Source organism: Pseudoalteromonas sp. A601, assembly GCF_002165575.1.
In the GTDB taxonomy this organism is placed as follows: Bacteria; Pseudomonadota; Gammaproteobacteria; order Enterobacterales; family Alteromonadaceae; genus Pseudoalteromonas.
Window position 1 is genome coordinate 15463 of sequence record NZ_MXQF01000041.1, and the last position, 16352, is coordinate 31814.

Genomic DNA, 16352 nt, shown 5'->3' on the forward strand with positions numbered 1-16352 from the left:
AAATAAACATGAATACAATTAATCAAAAAACGACTTTTAATAAGCTGTCAGGGTTTGCTTTAGTAGGTTTAAGTGTGCTCACTTTAGCCGGTTGTGCTAATAAAGCCGTCGTCAGTTATGGCGATGCACAAGCAGTTGAAACCACGGATATCAATTTTGGTTCTACTGATCTACAAAAAGTAGCAACACAAATGACAGATTCACTACTTTCATCCCCTGTAGTGGGAACTATGACAGCTAACAGTCGCCCTATCGTATTTGTCGAACGTATAAAAAACAAAACCAGTGAGCATATAGATACTGAATCAATTACTGACTCTATCTCGACTCAGCTGTTACGCAGCGGTAAGTTCCGCTTTGTTGATATGGGTCGTGTCGAAGCTGTACGCGAGCAATTAAACTTTCAAAACGTAGACGCACTAATCGATCCATCTACTGCGGTTGCATTTGGACAACAAGTGGGTGCGCAGTACATGCTTTATGGCAACTTATCGAGCATTGTTAAATCTAACGAAGATAAAGCTGATGTTTATTATAAGTTCACAATGCGTTTAATGGATCTAAAAAGTGGTTTAGTTGAATGGGCCGATGAAACTGAAATACGTAAAACGCGTGAAAAATCAACCTTTGGCTGGTAATAGCTAAGGAGAAAACCATGAAAAAATCAGGGTTAGTTCTGTGTACAACACTGTTATTTACTGCACCTAGTTTTGCAGCATATGAACGAAACAAAGCAGTACCAGTGCAACAAGTTCTATTTGGCGAGGTAAGATCAGTACGTAACATCACCGAACAAGAATTGGTACAAGATAAAGCAAATGGCCGGAAAACCTTTGGCGGTGCTTTACTTGGCGGTGTTATTGGTAATCAATTTGGTGGTGGTAGCGGACGTACCGCAGCCACTATCTTAGGTTCAGTGATTGGTGGAAGCGTTGCCCACAATAAACAACAAACCAGTCATTATAATGAATACCATTTAGTTGAGTTGATGATAAAAGTCGAAAACGGTGAGCAGTTTATGGTAGTACAAGACGTAGACAGCCAAATGCGCTTTAATACTGGCGATGATGTTCGTTTAGTCTACTTATCTGATAACACAGTCAGAGTTGATAAATCCTATTAGAGTCCTAGTAAAAGCGAGCACTGGTTGCTCGCTTTTATTTTTTAAATCAAGCTTGTCGATAATGAGTAAAAAACCGCTGCATCTTACCCATCGCCGATTTTAAGTCATCTTTGTTGGGTAAAAAAACCAATCTAAAGTGATCTGGGTTAGGCCAGTTAAATGCCCGACCATGAACCAGTAATATTTTTTCTGCTTTAAGTAAATCTAAAATCATCTTTTCATCATTTTTGATATTAAAGCGTTCAGTATCTACTTTTGCAAACGCATAAAGCGCACCTTGTGGTTTCGTACACGTTATACCCTCAATTGCATTTAAGCCATGCCATGCAATGTCGCGTTGCTCGTATAAACGCCCACCAGGGTTTATTAAGCTATCTATTGATTGCACCCCACCCAATGCCTGTTGAATAGCATATTGGGCCGGCACGTTTGCGCATAACCGCATAGAAGCCAAAATATTTAGACCTTTACTAAGATCATCCATCAAATCAATACGACCACTTAGCACCATCCATCCCATGCGTAAGCCCGCTGCACGATATGTTTTGGCTAAGCCGTTAAATGTAATTATTGGCACATCATCACACAAAGCACCTATAGAGCTATGAGTTACTCCATCGTACAAAATCTTTTCGTAGATTTCGTCACTCAGCAGCAGTAACTTATGCTCTCTGGCAACATCAATAAGCTGCTGTAACAGATCGTCACTATAAACCGCCCCAGTTGGGTTGTTTGGATTTATAAGTACAAGCGCCTTTGTTTTTGACGTGATTTTACTGCGTATATCTGCAATATCAGGGAACCAATCTTGTTCTTCATCACACAAATAATGCACTGGGTTTCCACCAGCCAACTTTACTGATGCTGTCCAAAGTGGGTAATCTGGAGCAGGTATGAGCACTTCATCATCATTATTTAACAAAGCTTGTGTGGTCATTTGAATAAGTTCGCTGACGCCATTACCGATATAAATATTATCTACGTCTAAGTTATTTAAGCCGCGTTGTTGGTAGTGCTGATAAATAGCCACACGGGCTGAGTAGAGGCCTTTAGAATCACAATAGCCTTGGGCTGAGTATAAATTACGAATAATATCGCGATGCATATCTTCTGGCATATCAAAACCAAATGCCGCCGGATTACCAATATTTAACTTTAATACTTTTTGGCCTTCATCTTCCATTTTACGTGCTTGTACTAAAACAGGCCCGCGAATGTCATAACAAACACCTTCTAATTTGTGACTCTTTTTAATTTGTGACATTTCTACCTCTACTAGTGAATACCTAGATTAACCTAATAGAGGATCAAAATGCTAGCGTGTGTTGCTCTTTGTGAATTGAAATTTGTTCAACCTAAGTAGTTTTTATACAACGAATAATTTAGCGTGTAGATAACCAATCAGTTAAAGCTTGTTTAGAGCCTTCAACTTGCTCATCCAGCAACTTTGAAGCCGTAATTGCTTGCTCCTGTTGACCATTCGTAAGGCTTTGCTCTATCTCTCTTGCCACATCAGACAAACTTGTTGCCCCAAACTGAGATGCATTCGATTTTAAGCTGTGCGCATGACGAATAGATGCTTCTAAATCTTTCCCTATAGTGGCTAACACTTCACCGGCTAAACGTTCAAACTCAGCACAACAAAAAGTCAATGTATCGCTAAATTGCTCTCCAAGTAATGACTCCATACTCTTTAGGGCATTTTCATCAATAACTACTGTATTCATTTTATTTCCTTTGTATTCTGTTTACTATCACGCACTTTTTAACTACTTTAACTGTCTTTAGAAAAAAATCCACTTAATCGATATATTAAGCGTATAATTACAGTGTTTTCAAACTAATTGTTATAAGAATAGATTATTTTTATGTCTCGCACCGTATGTGATAAATGCCAATATAGTGCCGTAACTTGTCTTTGTGATGATCTGGTTACAGTGCAAAACCAACTTAACATTATTATCTTGCAGCATCCAAGTGAATTAAAAATAACTAAAAATACAGCTAAGCTACTTAATTTATGTCTGAAATGCTGTACCCTTGTACAAGGTGAAAGTGATAAAGATTTTAAAATTTTAGACACACTACCAGCAGCTACAACAGCCCTACTTTACCCCGATCACGATGCAATCTTGCTCGATAAAATAAACTCACACACCAAACTTTTTTGTGAACAACTCACTCATTTAGTGGTCTTGGATGGAACATGGAAAAAAGCATTTAAAATAATGCAATTAACACCTAAGCTAAAGATGTTTAAAAAAGTGAGCTTTGCCACTGTTCCTACTAATAGGTATCGGATCCGTAAAGCACCAAGAGCTGATAGTTTATCGAGCCTCGAAGCCGTTGCACATAGCCTGATGTTGATAGAGCAATGTGATCCTGCACCCTTATATCAAGTTTTAGATGCACTCAATGATAAACAGACACAATTTATGCCAGAGCATGTAAAAACACGTTATTTAAACCCATGATCTACACCAATCGATTAAAACGCGGCTTTTACCGACAAGGGCCTGATTACCGTTTTGATGACCAAGTTGACTTCAGCGATATTAAAAACACTTTTGGTTTTCGCACTATGGTTGTTGGAAAATGGGTCACTAAAGAAGAGCGTTATATCAGCGCAAATTTAATTTATGATGCATTAGCGGATTTAGCACAAATATTACAGCTACCACCGAGTGCCATTGGACTTAGAGGTAAATTAAACTTTGCTTTTGGCCATGGTGGGCAACAGCATGTTCAGGCTCATTATAATAGTACAACACAAACGTTAGCCCTAGCTAAAAACGCTGGCGGAGGTGCTCTTGCCCACGAGTGGTTTCATGCCTTTGATCATCATATAACACGCCACCTATACCCTGATTTCAGCTCTCATTTCTTTGCTTCCAAGTTATGGCTTGAAGAGCCTATTAACAATAGCCACCCGCTCAACAGTGCTCTCAATGAATTTTACAAGCACGTATTTTTAAGCCGTGACACATTGCAAGAAAATGACTACGTTAGGCGTTCAAGGTTAATCGATGAACAACAAAAATTATTTTATATGAGCATGCCTGAGGAACTAGCAGCGCGTTGTTTTGAAGCATGTATTGCGAGTAATAAGCAAATAACTAATCTTTTTTTGGTTGATAACTTAGCAAATTCAGAGCTAGTTTATCCAGATGCTGAACACATCCTAAAAAGTAAACAAGCACTCGACGATTATTTTCATGGTTTAGGCGCGTTATTAATTCGCTAAATCAATTTAGCTGGTATATATCAGCCTTAGTGTGTGTTTGTAAGTTATTTTCAAGCCATGCAAGGTAGTCTGTAAATGCTAATGGCCGGGAAAAATAATAACCTTGGCCAATTTCGCAACCAAAGCTTTTGAGTCGTTTTAAACTTTGTATGTCCTCTATGCCTTCTGCGACCACATAAGAACCTAAGCTTTTAGCAATATCACACGTTGCACGACAGATTGTTTGGTCATTTTTAGAGTACTCAATATTCATCACGAATTGCTTATCTATTTTTATTTCGTCAAAACCCATCTTACTCAAATAAGCTAAAGAAGAATAACCAGTGCCAAAATCATCAATCGCAATTTTTAGCCCTATCAACCTGTAATCATTTAACGCTGTTTTAATGTTTACACCATCATTTAATGTTGCTGACTCAGTCAGCTCAAGCATCACATTTGCGGCATTTATTTGATACTCATTTAAAAGCGTTAAAAATAATACCGGTAACTCTTTACGCAATAAATCTTTGGCCGATATGTTGATGGAAATAATATGGTCCGGGTAAATAGCCTGTACTTCTTTTTGATACGCTAAAGCTTGCTCAACCACCCACTCTGTCAGTTCAAAAATCATTCCTGAAGATTCAGCAATGGGAATGAATTGATCTGGTGGCACATGCCCTAATGTAGGGTGATACCAACGTAATAAAGCTTCTGCGCCGTGAAGGTTACCTGTAGTTAAACAAATTTGTGGTTGAAAAAATAACCTTAGTTGATTTTCTTCAATGGCTTCTTTTAACGAGGATGCAACTTCTAGGCGGTATTGCGACAAACTTGAGTTTTGCGCATCATACATATGCCAACGCTCACCATGAAGTGGTTTTACGCTCAATGCTTGCAAGCCGCGTTGAATTAACTGCTCCGCATTTACAGCATGTAGCGGGTAATTTGCCACCCCTATATCAACTTTATTCACAAAATGATTGCTGTTATGGCTAATTCCTTCGGCAAATACCGCCATCGTAACGCATACAAACTGCTCTATTTGGCTCAACTCCAATTTACCGTTAGCCACAAATGCATATGTACTATCATCAAGTCGCGCTATATAGTGACTTTTAAGTTGTGTCGCTTCTATTTTTTCTGCATTCATTACACTCAACTGATGGGCTAATTTAGCCATCGTTATTTTTATCTGCTCATTCGCATGTTCATAACCAAAGTTAGCTCGTGCATCTAACAATATAGCAGGCTGAAATAAAATAATTGAATGCGGCTGGGATAACTTTACCTTGCTTTGAAGACAATTTAGTAGCAGCTTCTTATTGGGCAATGCAGTTTCATCATCATGTAACAGGTTATAATTGTATTGCAAAATACGTAATCTATCTTGAATTAATACTGTACCGATAAACACGCAGGTATTTATTACTATAAGGATATCGTTTAGTAAGTGTGACGATAGCTGCAGCATCAGAGTTAACTGCCAGACAACCGCTTGAACGATAATCACATACCAAGCTAAAAAATAGATACTACTACAAGAAGGTTTAGTTTCTTTCCATTGCATGTATAAATATATCAGAATGGCTGATTCAGCAATAAAGCTTGTCATCAATAGATAAATAGCAAAGTCATACGTTAAGGTATTCGCGATAACACTCAACCCAAAAACAGTCAGCAATATCAGTGGCAGTCTTACTCTTGCGATGATAATTTCTCTTCGCCCATAGCTCGAGCGCATAAAAAACATACATGCAAAACCAAGTGCAGCAATGAAGCTTGCAGCACTAGCCTTCACAGCAAAGCTGACGGGGATCGTTGTATCAATAAATATGAATACACCTTTACTTGCTAGCATACCGACCAGTAAACACAATAAGTATGCGAATAAATAAACAAACTTAATACGTCGTGATAAAAAATAAAATGCACAACTGATAGCCATCGCAACCAAGAGTAAAACTGTAAGGGCTGAAACAGTAAATAATCGCTGCTCCACGAGGTTATAAAAAGCCTGCTCAGGGACTATATTAATGGCCAATTGGCTGCTGCGGCTATGTTTGAGGTAAAGCGCTGCCCAACTTTGATTTGAACCTGATTTTAACACGCTATGGGGAATTATCTTATCAAGATAAGCGCCATGACGGTGAGAAGCTGAGCTCAATAACGCAAAATCACTATCTAATAAGTAATATTTAACGGTGTCAATTTGTGCACCGTCAAGGTATAAAATATGGTCTTGCTTGGGGCTCAACTCATGAAGATTAAACAGTAACCAATAACCTTGCTGGGCTGGTAGATTAAATGATGAGGCATCTTTGTATTCGGCAGTGCGAATTAACTGTTCAAATGGAGGAAGTGTATCTGACAAAGTATCACTGCGAAGCACAGCTGCATTTTCCACAACAGATGCAAGCACACGTGGGCTAACAACACTGCCGAATAACAGTACAGCCAGAATAAAAGCCTTATACAACGTGTTTATATACCTCACTCTCACTCCATGTGTCGATTGAGCTATACTAAAGTATGGAAGGAATATTTATAAATGCCAGTAAAAAACTCTAATCTGTGTCCCAAAAACAAAAAAGCCTGATTTCAGGCCTTTTAATTTCTTTTTGTGAATATTGCTTTTATTCGTTTTTATCGTCACTAATCCGACTTGCTATCGCACTATTTTGATCTTTATACTTTGCATCTTTACGAATGTTATACGGGTTAGCTGCAGGGCCTGACATCGTCTCAAAGCTCATTGCACCAATTTTCATCATAGGTCTTAGCGCCAACGGTAGTTTCCCTGAATTGTAAAACTCCAAGACAATATTACCAGACCAACCGGGATCAATTCGGTGTGCCGTCACATGCACCATTAATCCTAAACGCGCCAGTGATGAACGCCCATCGAGCCACCCAACTACATCAGCGGGTAAAGTAACTTTCTCGTGAGTAATAGCTAAAGCAAGTTCACCTGGGTGTAAAAAGAATGCTTGCTCTTGATCAAGCACAATTTCATCACTCATTATCGATTCCATTGCTTTATTAAGCTGATCTTTGGGTCCGCTTAAATCAACATACGCGGCTGTGTGATCTTGAAAAACACGAAACTTATTTCCCAAACGTAAATCAACTGTCACGCCTGAAATCATCTCATCGCTTGGACTTGGCTCTATAACAATGCGTTGTTGTGCAATGTATTCTTTAATATGGGTATCTGATAATCTCATTATTTTAATCGTCCGTAATCACAATCTCTAACGGATTATGATGGGGTTGTTGATAATAAAGCTGGCTTGCTATTAAACGTGCTGCACTGGCATAAGTACTACTGATAGCCGCCTCGTTGTCATTGGCAATTAACTTGCCTCGCTCTGAATATTCTCGAATATCTATCGCTAGCGGAATGTGGGAAAGGACCGGCACACCGTGACGCTGCGCGAGTTTAACCGCACCGTCTTTACCAAACACATGATTTGGCTCGCCACAATGAGTGCAAATAAAGTGGCTCATATTCTCAATTAGACCTAGCACAGGCACATTGACCTTGTTAAACATAGCAATGCCCTTTTGTGCATCGGCAAGTGCTAAATCTTGTGGGGTAGTGACAATAACGGTACCGCTTGAGGGCACTTTTTGGCTCATAGTAAGTTGGATATCGCCAGTGCCTGGTGGCATGTCCACGATTAAGTAATCAAGTTCACCCCAGAGAGTTTCGTTTAATAACTGTGTTAATGCGCCGGATGCCATAGGTCCACGCCATACAGTTGCATCGTCACTGGGCACTAAAAAACCGATAGACTGCGCCTTAATACCGTTGGCATCAAATGGGTATAGCTGCTTGTCATCTTTTGCTGTAGGTGTTGCGCCTTCAAGACCAAGTAACATGGGGATCGACGGACCATAAATATCCGCATCTAGAATCCCCACCTTGGCGCCTTCTTGCTGTAGAGCACCGGCTAAATTAACCGCAGTTGTAGATTTACCAACGCCACCTTTGCCAGATGCTACTAATACAATGTGTTTTATTTTTTTGAATTTATACTGCGCAGGTAATGCCACCGTTGCACTGATTTCCACGAGTTGTTTTAGTTGTTCACTAACAAACGCCGCTAAAGCATTCATTTCTGAACGAGCAGCGAACGGTAAAATTAGTTCAATAACGAAAGATTTATCATCTTTATTGTGGATAGATTTAATAAACTGCTCATCAACACCCACTGCAAATGCAGCACTGCGATAAGCGGCTAAGGCGGCAATTATCGGTTGTTTTTGCACCGATTTAGAAGAGAATAGTTTTGACAGTCCAAACATAGCAATAAAATAGCGTTTCTTTGATGAAAATTGCCTCGGAATTATGTAACATTCAGGGCATTAACACCAGTCAATTAATAAATATCGGCTAGCCTTGTACGCTTGCGTTACAGTTTAGTGATAAAAATTATGATTTTCATCCGTTCCTTTACCGGAACCGTCAATTCGGAATGATTATGGCACAGCGAAAGATCCTTATAACCAGCGCATTACCTTATGCCAATGGCCCAACTCATTTAGGCCATTTATTGGAATACATTCAAACTGATATTTGGTCACGTTTTCAAAAACTACAAGGCCACGAAACATATTATGTTTGCGCCGACGATGCCCACGGCACGCCAATTATGCTCAATGCGCAAAAACAAGGGATCACGCCGGAAGAAATGGTAAAAAACGTTAGCATAGAGCGTCAACGTGATTTTGCTGATTTCAATATCAAGTTTGATAACTACCACAGCACTCACAGCCAAGAAAACAAAGAGTTTAGCGAATTAATTTATAATCGTTTAAATGCAGCTGGTCACATCAAAAAGCACACTATCTCTCAGTTGTTCGACCCTGAAAAAGGCATTTTCTTACCAGACCGTTTTGTCACAGGCACGTGCCCTACGTGTAAGTCTGAAGATCAAAATGGCGACAGCTGTGATGCATGCGGTGCAACATATAGTCCGACTGAACTAATTAACCCTCGCTCAGTTATGTCAGGTGCTGAGCCTGTATTAAAAGATTCAGAACATTACTTCTTCGACTTACCCGCCTTTGAAGGCATGTTAAAAGAGTGGCTACACTCAGGCACAATTCAGCAAGAAATGGCAAACAAACTTGATGAATGGTTTGCTGATGGCCTACAACAATGGGATATTAGTCGCGATGCCCCTTACTTTGGTTTTGAAATACCCGGTGCGCCAGGTAAATACTTTTATGTATGGCTAGATGCACCAATCGGTTATATGGCCAGCTTTAAAAACTTATGTGATACCAAAGGCATTGATTTTGATGCATTTTGGGCTGAAGACTCAGATGCAGAGCTTTATCATTTCATTGGTAAAGATATCATCTACTTCCATAGCCTATTTTGGCCTGCAATGCTGGAAGGCGCAAACTTTAGAAAGCCTACAAACGTATTCGCCCACGGTTTTGTTACCGTAAATGGCGCCAAAATGTCTAAATCAAAAGGCACCTTTATCAAGGCGCGTACTTATTTAGACAACTTAGATCCTGAGTTTTTACGTTATTACTACGCGGCTAAACTTAACAGCGGTATTACCGATCTTGATTTAAATCTAGAAGATTTTGCTCAACGTGTTAACTCTGACCTAGTTGGTAAAGTGGTTAATATTGCAAGCCGTTGCGCAGGTTTCATTACTAAAAAGTTTGACGGCAAGCTAAGCGACACTATTATGCAGCCTGAACTACTTACCGAGTTCCAAGCTGCCGCTGACGGTATTGCACAGCATTATGAAAACCGCGAATACAGCCGCGCAATTCGTGAAATAATGGCTCTCGCCGACAAAGCTAACCAGTTCATCGATACTGCAGCACCATGGGTATTAATTAAAGACGAAGCAAAGCAGGAAGAAGCACATCAAGTCTGTTCATTGGGCCTGAACTTATTCCGTGTACTGATGACTTACTTAAAACCTGTACTTCCGGGCATGGCAGCTAACGTTGAAGCTTTCTTAAATGATAAGCTTGCATGGCAAGGTACGCAAACCGCGTTAGTGAATCATGCAATCAATAAATTTAAACCGTTAATGCAACGTGTAGAAATGGATAAAGTAAACAAAATGGTTGAAGAATCAAAAGAAAGCTTACTCGCTGAAAAAGATAAAATAGATCCAAATAGCCCACTTGCAAAAGAGCCTATTGCAGATGAAATCGAATTCGATGATTTTGCCAAAGTAGACTTACGTGTAGCTAAAATTGCTAAAGCAGAACATGTTGAAGGTGCCGATAAACTTCTTAAACTAACACTCGATTTAGGTGGCGAAACCCGCCAAGTATTTGCCGGGATTAAATCAGCTTATGCGCCAGAAGATATTGAAGGCAAATTGACAGTGATGGTGGCAAACCTTAAACCTCGCAAGATGCGTTTCGGCATGTCAGAAGGCATGGTTTTAGCAGCTGGTCCTGGTGGAAAAGAAATTTATATTCTTAACCCGGATGACGGTTCAGAGCCAGGTATGCGCGTAATGTAATTCAACGATATGTATACAAAAAGCCGCTTTTTATAGCGGCTTTTTATTACTGTTTTTGTTGTGGAAAAATTAATTTAATCTAAATTCCTTAATAGCGCGTATAAGCCTACTAACTATTACAAAGCCGCTTATTCTACCAAGGAAAAATCATGTTTTCATTCTTCAAATCTGATCCGTTAAAAAAATTGAATAAAGACTACAGCATAAAACTAGAGCAAGCGATGCATGCCCAAAGAAACGGTGATATTCGACGCTACGCTGAGCTTACACACCAAGCTGAAAAAATATTGGAACAAATCCAAGCATTAGAAACAGCTTAAAGGTTAGTTCATTTTTGGATCTGAACGTTTAACCGCTTTTCCGTCAGCAAAGTTAGCAACCTCAGTAATTATTGCGCCTTCTTTACCTGCCATTTGCCAGTGTTTAGATAACACTTGCTGTAAATTAGTAAATGAGCCCGGCACGCCCTCAACAATGTTTTTGGCTTCTACTTTACCACCCCAATGTATGTGTGGAATTTTAACCTGAGGAAAATCAGCCATATTATTCTCGCCAACACCGGCAATATAACTCTTGCCCCAGCGCACCAACCAACCTTCACGCTTAGCTGCTGTTTCTTCGCCATCTACATGCCAATGCTCGGCAAGCATTTGATTAGGTAATAAGAAGATATCTAGCAGCATGTACAAGTTTTTCTGGTTATTCTCATAAGTGATCCCAGAAAGTCCAACTTCTGCAAAACGCCCCGCGTTATAATCCATTACCCATAAATCGTCACGGATACCTTCATATATAGGGTATTGATGGTATTTCATTAGAGCAATAATTGCATCTTTCGCTTTTTCTTTGGCAAACTCACCTTCGCTATTGTAAAAATAAGCATTTTCAAATTTTATCGAGTTTAATTGTTTATCTGATGTTGGTTCATGTGCCAAAACTTGAGAGACGAATAGTAATCCAGTGACTATACATGCAGTCATTATCTTCATTTAATCTTCCTTATATAGCATTGTCAGAATGATGTATCGCCCAACATTCAACCAATAGTTAATGTAACATACCACACTAATTGTAAGACAAAGAACAAGTAAAGAAAAGACGTCACATGAAAAACCCAGTTAAAAATCAGACTAAATTGGTTAACAAAATACGTTATGAAAGTTATCTATTCAATATTATTCTTTATTAAGGAGTCCGCCTTTAAAATAGATTCAATAGGCCTGCCACTCTTTTTATTAATAAAAACATTGATATTTTTATCAATAAAAACAATATAAAGTATCTTTACTCAGTTTCCTACCCATCAGTTTTACAGACAACAAAACCAATTAAACCAAATTGTATTACCAATACACAAAAACAGACTTTAAAGTTAAGTTTATTTGTATTACAATGAAATGGTATTTATAGCTTGATTACAAATCAAGCTACTGGAAGCCTCAATATGAGTGCCTTCTTTACGAGCCTTTACTTAAGTAAATAGCATTAAGCTCATACCCTTAAGTATCACTAATTAGTTAACTAAATACTGAGAACTTAAATATGTCTAAAAAAATTGCACTAATCACCGGGGCTACCGGTGGTATTGGTTTCCAAGTAGCTAAACGTCTTGGCGAAGATGGTTATACAGTGGTACTTAATGGTATCGAAGATGAAGTAGGCGCTAAACGTGTTGAAGAGCTAACCGCTGCTGGCATTGAAGCAGAATATTACGGTTTTGATGTAACCAATGATGAAGCTGTTACAGAAAACGTCACAGCAATTGGTAACAAATATGGCCAAATTGATGTCGTGATCAACAACGCGGGTGGCTTAGGTGGACGTAGTCCAATCGAAGGTATGACAACTGAGTTTTTCCGCTTCGTAATGGCGCTTAACCTCGACAGCGCGTTTTTTGTTTCTCGTACAGCTATCCCATTCATGAAGAAAACAGAAGGTGGTTCAATCATTAACTACACTTCAAATGCGGCATGGAATGCAGGCGGCCCTGGTGCTGGTATCTATGGGACTTCAAAAGCTGCTGTGCATACATTAACACGCGCATTAGCAAAAGAGCTTGCACCTGCAGGGATCCGTGTAAATGCAGTGTCACCAGGCACTATTGACACTCCTTTCCACGCTCAAATTAAAGAAACCAAGCCAGAAGTTTTTGCTTCATGGAAAGACAGCATCATGCTGGGTCGACTTGGTCAGCCTGAAGATGTGGCTGGCGTAATTTCGTTTTTAGTAAGTAAAGACGCTGCTTTCATTACTGCTGAAACTATCCAAATCGGTGGCGGACAAGCGTTAGGTATTTAATTCATTCCTTTATCAATGAATAAACAACACTGATTTAGCCCGTCAATTAGTTGTTTTTATACATTGCTATTGGTTGAAAATTAAAAGTCGCTGTAAGCTGAGCTTACAGCGACTTTTCCTTATGAGCGTACTCTATCTAATCTAATTCTTTTAAAAAGCGATTTTTACGGGGAAAATAGTAATTATCATAATCTAACGACGCGATAACGCGCTTTGCTTTACCAAGTAGTTCAGCTCTGGGGACAAGACCAATCACGCGAGAGTCTGCACTGTGATCCCTGTTATCACCCGTTGCTAAGTAAAACCCTTTAGTAATGATGATAGTATCGAATGGTTGCATTTTTGAAGCATACTTCGACACGCGTATTTTATGTTTTATACCCAGCAAGTTTTATATAAATATTTCATAGTCTTCGTCCGTTTATTAAGTAACATATTAATGGACTCGACCCTATTTAAATCAGTTCACTGGAATTTGTAACAAAGAATGAATGTTAAAGATGTAAACTGAGCTCAATACCAGCCATTTGTACTAGTGATTTTTGTTCGGATTTAAATAATACTTATTGGAAACAACATAATAAAAAACAACAATATGGAAATTGCTCAAGATCTTCCTACACCATCAAACAACGCTAAATTTTTCTTAGATTTATTACCGGGTAAAATTATTGACATTCAATTTACCAACCCTTTGTCATTTAGATTTAAGTTACCATTAATTGGTTATGAAACCGGTAAATACCTCATTTTAAAGTACCCAAAGCAAGCTAAACTCAATGAATATTCAGATATACTCAAAGAAGGCAATGGTGCGATTGTTCGCTATATCGTCGAAGGAGAACGAGGAGAGTGTGTTGCTTTTGCGACCACAATTTTAGCGATATCAGTGCGACCTGAAAAGTTACTCTACCTCACTTACCCTAAGCAAATTGAGAGTCGGCAGCTCAGAGAAGTTAACCGATTACAAACACATATCCCAGCAAAAATAAGCATCAAAAAAGATCAAGATTTCAATAGCGAAAATTTATTACAAGGCGTTATTATTGATATCTCAGCCACAGGTTGTCGCTTTACAGTACATGTTAATTCAGGTTTTTTAGCACTAAAAAAACGCCAGGTTTTTGTTCATTTACTCTCGCCAATAGACAGCACTGCAGTGATGATTAGTGCACATGTACGTAATAATCAAATGCAAGGTAACCGGCTCAATGTTGGAATTGAGTTCGCAGACCAAGAACGAGAAAAAATGCAATCGCTGCTGGAAGCTTACGCAATAGATATTAATTGACTAGTCACTGGTTAATAGTAAACAGTTCATATAACAAGTTATATCTTCTGGAGTAAAATTATTGTGCAGTTAATTCCCCCGCAGGAAAGTCACCTTGTACAAATGCTAAACTGGTTTGAAAGTGAGAAAGCGCTTCGTGAGTGGGCTGGGCCAGATTTTAGATTCCCGTTTGATTTAGCGTCATTTACCGACGACTTGCAACTGAATACTTTGAACTCATTAGTTTTGATCTCAACTGAGGGAGAATTTTTAGGGTTTGGGCAATTTTACCTGCGTGTAAGAAGGTGCCATCTGGCTCGTCTAGTAGTTAACCCTAGGCTTCGAGGTAAAGGATATGCCTCGATTCTTATTGAGCAATTATGTGAAATACCATTAACCAATTGTTTATACATGGTGAGAACATAACTCAGAAACACATACCCAGACAAAAAATTAATTACTCTATTTCACTATAAATCAGTTCAATATTAATAATTTTGCTGCGGTTAAGCGTTATTTTGTAGCGCTGATGCCTAACCTGATCCCTGTTTTGATACACCACAACAACATTCAATTGATACCTGCGTTCAACACTCTGCTTAGAGATTTTACTATTATCAAGATGGTAAAGCTTACCCTCACCTTTTTTCAGATAACGGGTAAAGGGTGCAAGGCTAAACCTTAGAGTTTGTTGCAGTGTGTCATAGCCGGGTAAGAACTCTTTAGCCCCAACTCGCGTTTCACTAGCAAAATGAAACCATTGTGCAGCGAGCTTATTTTGCTGGCGGCGCTTAGAAAATATATTACGTACACTTTCAGGGATTTTTTTAAACCGAGTATATTCAAGCCAAATGAATTGCGTTGCAACTTTATCTTTCGTCACACTGTTACGAAATTGAAAGCGCCATTTCGGCCGCCCTTTTACAATAGTCCGCCAAATAACTCGCGTTATATCTTCTTTAAAAATCTCACGCATGCCATAAATAGCCCCTAAAATAACAATCAATGTGGCTGTTACTTCGGTAAAACTGCTTCGTGCATTTAGTACAACCAGCATTACCAATGCCATTATAACTGCTGTCACACTTCCTTTTACCAATCGCTTTAAGTAGCTATTCAAATAACGCGTATGGCGATTTAGTACCACGCCGTGTTCAATAAGGCGCTGTAGTAAACGCATTTTATTGGTGATGCGGTTTGCATCTTTTAACGTTGAGTCAGAATTATATTGCTGCTCTTGCCGATATGCTTGCTCAGCTTTACAAAAGTTCAATAAGTCCCCACGTTCTTTTGCGTGGTCACTGCTTCTTGGCCCTTCATCAAGTAACCTTAAAAACGACTGCTCAATTTGCCAACTTAAATAATTGTCTGCATTGGTATAAAAAGAAATTAACTTTTCGTTATCGGGTGTATAGCGGCGAAGTTTTTTTAGCAGCCCTTGACTTAGCTCTGATAATTCAATTGCACGTTGATAAAACTCATCCGTATCCTCAATTTTCAGTGCATCTTTAACATCTGTATCAATGGCTAAGCGAACTTGATAACAGTAAAGGTTTAAGTTTTGTCGATAATCTTGCTGTTCACCCTTATTCTTACTCACAAAACGGCTTCTTACTAAAGGTAAGTGAATATTGTTCGCGTTGTAAGCTAAGTGAGATTTAAAGTGATTATTAAAGTATGCTTCTTCACTGAGCGTTTGTGGATTAATGCCCATTTCATTGGGGATGGAAAAATACAAGTCAATACGTTGTTCTGAGCGCGGGCTTAGTTCTGGTTCAATAATAAAGGATAAGTTCTCATCCTGTTTTAACAATCAATTCTCCTAAAAGTTTATTTGATAATTAGTTTACTGCCACAGTTAAAATTGTTCAACAAAAAAGGCCTAGTAAACTAGTAATGCCGATCAGTTAAGCAAGAAAAAGC

At 38.9% G+C, this 16352-nt stretch carries 16 protein-coding genes and 1 pseudogene; 9 read left to right on the forward strand and 8 right to left on the reverse strand.

Annotation, left to right across the window (positions count from 1 at the left end; all coding sequences use genetic code 11):
- Positions 1 to 8 precede the first annotated feature (8 nt).
- Together lpoB and B5G52_RS19825 are read left to right on the forward strand one after the other, a co-directional pair.
- Positions 9 to 638, forward strand: coding sequence for a penicillin-binding protein activator LpoB (gene lpoB, locus B5G52_RS19820; protein ID WP_087534356.1), 630 nt, complete (start codon positions 9 to 11; stop codon positions 636 to 638).
- Positions 639 to 655: 17 nt separating this feature from the next.
- Complete coding sequence (locus B5G52_RS19825) at positions 656 to 1123, forward strand: glycine zipper 2TM domain-containing protein (protein ID WP_087534357.1); 468 nt, start codon at positions 656 to 658, stop codon at positions 1121 to 1123.
- A gap of 46 nt (positions 1124 to 1169) precedes the next feature.
- Here the strand turns inward: B5G52_RS19825 and B5G52_RS19830 are convergent, their stop codons facing one another.
- Together B5G52_RS19830 and B5G52_RS19835 are read right to left on the reverse strand one after the other, a co-directional pair.
- Positions 1170 to 2387: a pyridoxal phosphate-dependent aminotransferase gene (locus tag B5G52_RS19830; protein ID WP_087534358.1), complete on the reverse strand. Its 1218-nt coding sequence runs from the start codon at positions 2385 to 2387 to the stop codon at positions 1170 to 1172.
- A gap of 118 nt (positions 2388 to 2505) precedes the next feature.
- On the reverse strand, positions 2506 to 2850 hold the full coding sequence (locus B5G52_RS19835) for an Hpt domain-containing protein (RefSeq protein WP_087534359.1): 345 nt from the start codon (positions 2848 to 2850) through the stop codon (positions 2506 to 2508).
- A gap of 141 nt (positions 2851 to 2991) precedes the next feature.
- Between B5G52_RS19835 and B5G52_RS19840 the strand changes: the two genes are divergently transcribed.
- Positions 2992 to 3597 (forward strand): tRNA-uridine aminocarboxypropyltransferase, encoded by a 606-nt coding sequence (locus B5G52_RS19840; RefSeq protein ID WP_087534360.1) that lies wholly within the window; start codon positions 2992 to 2994, stop codon positions 3595 to 3597.
- Entirely contained in the window at positions 3594 to 4367 is a 774-nt protein-coding gene (locus B5G52_RS19845; protein WP_087534361.1) for a CLCA_X family protein, read from the forward strand. Before B5G52_RS19840 ends, B5G52_RS19845 begins: the two co-directional genes overlap by 4 nt.
- A 1-nt stretch (position 4368) precedes the next feature.
- Here B5G52_RS19845 and B5G52_RS19850 read toward each other — a convergent pair whose 3' ends face one another.
- The 3 genes from B5G52_RS19850 to apbC form a co-directional block, all read right to left on the reverse strand.
- Positions 4369 to 6846, reverse strand: a complete 2478-nt coding sequence (locus B5G52_RS19850) for a bifunctional diguanylate cyclase/phosphodiesterase (RefSeq protein ID WP_140394357.1) — start codon at positions 6844 to 6846, stop codon at positions 4369 to 4371.
- 139 nt (positions 6847 to 6985) lie between these two features.
- Positions 6986 to 7576: a dCTP deaminase gene (gene dcd, locus B5G52_RS19855; protein WP_087534363.1), complete on the reverse strand. Its 591-nt coding sequence runs from the start codon at positions 7574 to 7576 to the stop codon at positions 6986 to 6988.
- A gap of 4 nt (positions 7577 to 7580) precedes the next feature.
- Positions 7581 to 8660 (reverse strand): iron-sulfur cluster carrier protein ApbC, encoded by a 1080-nt coding sequence (apbC, locus tag B5G52_RS19860; protein WP_087534364.1) that lies wholly within the window; start codon positions 8658 to 8660, stop codon positions 7581 to 7583.
- A 176-nt stretch (positions 8661 to 8836) separates the two neighbouring features.
- Here apbC and metG point away from each other — a divergent pair, with 176 nt between their 5' ends.
- Positions 8837 to 10861, forward strand: coding sequence for a methionine--tRNA ligase (gene metG, locus B5G52_RS19865; RefSeq protein WP_087534365.1), 2025 nt, complete (start codon positions 8837 to 8839; stop codon positions 10859 to 10861).
- A gap of 149 nt (positions 10862 to 11010) precedes the next feature.
- A complete protein-coding gene (locus B5G52_RS21960; RefSeq protein WP_140394358.1) occupies positions 11011 to 11181 on the forward strand; it encodes a DUF6435 family protein in 171 nt (56 codons plus the stop codon).
- Positions 11182 to 11184: 3 nt separating this feature from the next.
- On the opposite strand, the gene B5G52_RS19870 is transcribed toward B5G52_RS21960, so the two are convergent.
- Entirely contained in the window at positions 11185 to 11850 is a 666-nt protein-coding gene (locus B5G52_RS19870) for a hypothetical protein (protein ID WP_087534366.1), read from the reverse strand.
- Positions 11851 to 12403: 553 nt separating this feature from the next.
- Here B5G52_RS19870 and B5G52_RS19875 point away from each other — a divergent pair.
- The gene (locus B5G52_RS19875; RefSeq protein ID WP_087534367.1) at positions 12404 to 13159 is read left to right on the forward strand and encodes an SDR family NAD(P)-dependent oxidoreductase; all 756 of its coding nucleotides are present in this window, start codon (positions 12404 to 12406) and stop codon (positions 13157 to 13159) included.
- A gap of 136 nt (positions 13160 to 13295) precedes the next feature.
- On the opposite strand, the pseudogene B5G52_RS19880 reads toward B5G52_RS19875, so the two are convergent.
- Positions 13296 to 13556, reverse strand: a pseudogene (locus B5G52_RS19880) (S26 family signal peptidase); the annotation flags it as partial.
- Positions 13557 to 13754: 198 nt separating this feature from the next.
- Between B5G52_RS19880 and B5G52_RS19885 the strand changes: the two are divergent.
- The gene (locus B5G52_RS19885; RefSeq protein ID WP_087534369.1) at positions 13755 to 14450 is read left to right on the forward strand and encodes a flagellar brake protein; all 696 of its coding nucleotides are present in this window, start codon (positions 13755 to 13757) and stop codon (positions 14448 to 14450) included.
- A 63-nt stretch (positions 14451 to 14513) separates the two neighbouring features.
- Positions 14514 to 14855, forward strand: coding sequence for a GNAT family N-acetyltransferase (locus B5G52_RS19890; RefSeq protein WP_087534370.1), 342 nt, complete (start codon positions 14514 to 14516; stop codon positions 14853 to 14855).
- A 31-nt stretch (positions 14856 to 14886) separates the two neighbouring features.
- On the opposite strand, the gene B5G52_RS19895 is transcribed toward B5G52_RS19890, so the two are convergent.
- Positions 14887 to 16242, reverse strand: a complete 1356-nt coding sequence (locus B5G52_RS19895) for a hypothetical protein (RefSeq protein WP_087534371.1) — start codon at positions 16240 to 16242, stop codon at positions 14887 to 14889.
- Positions 16243 to 16352 lie beyond the last annotated feature (110 nt).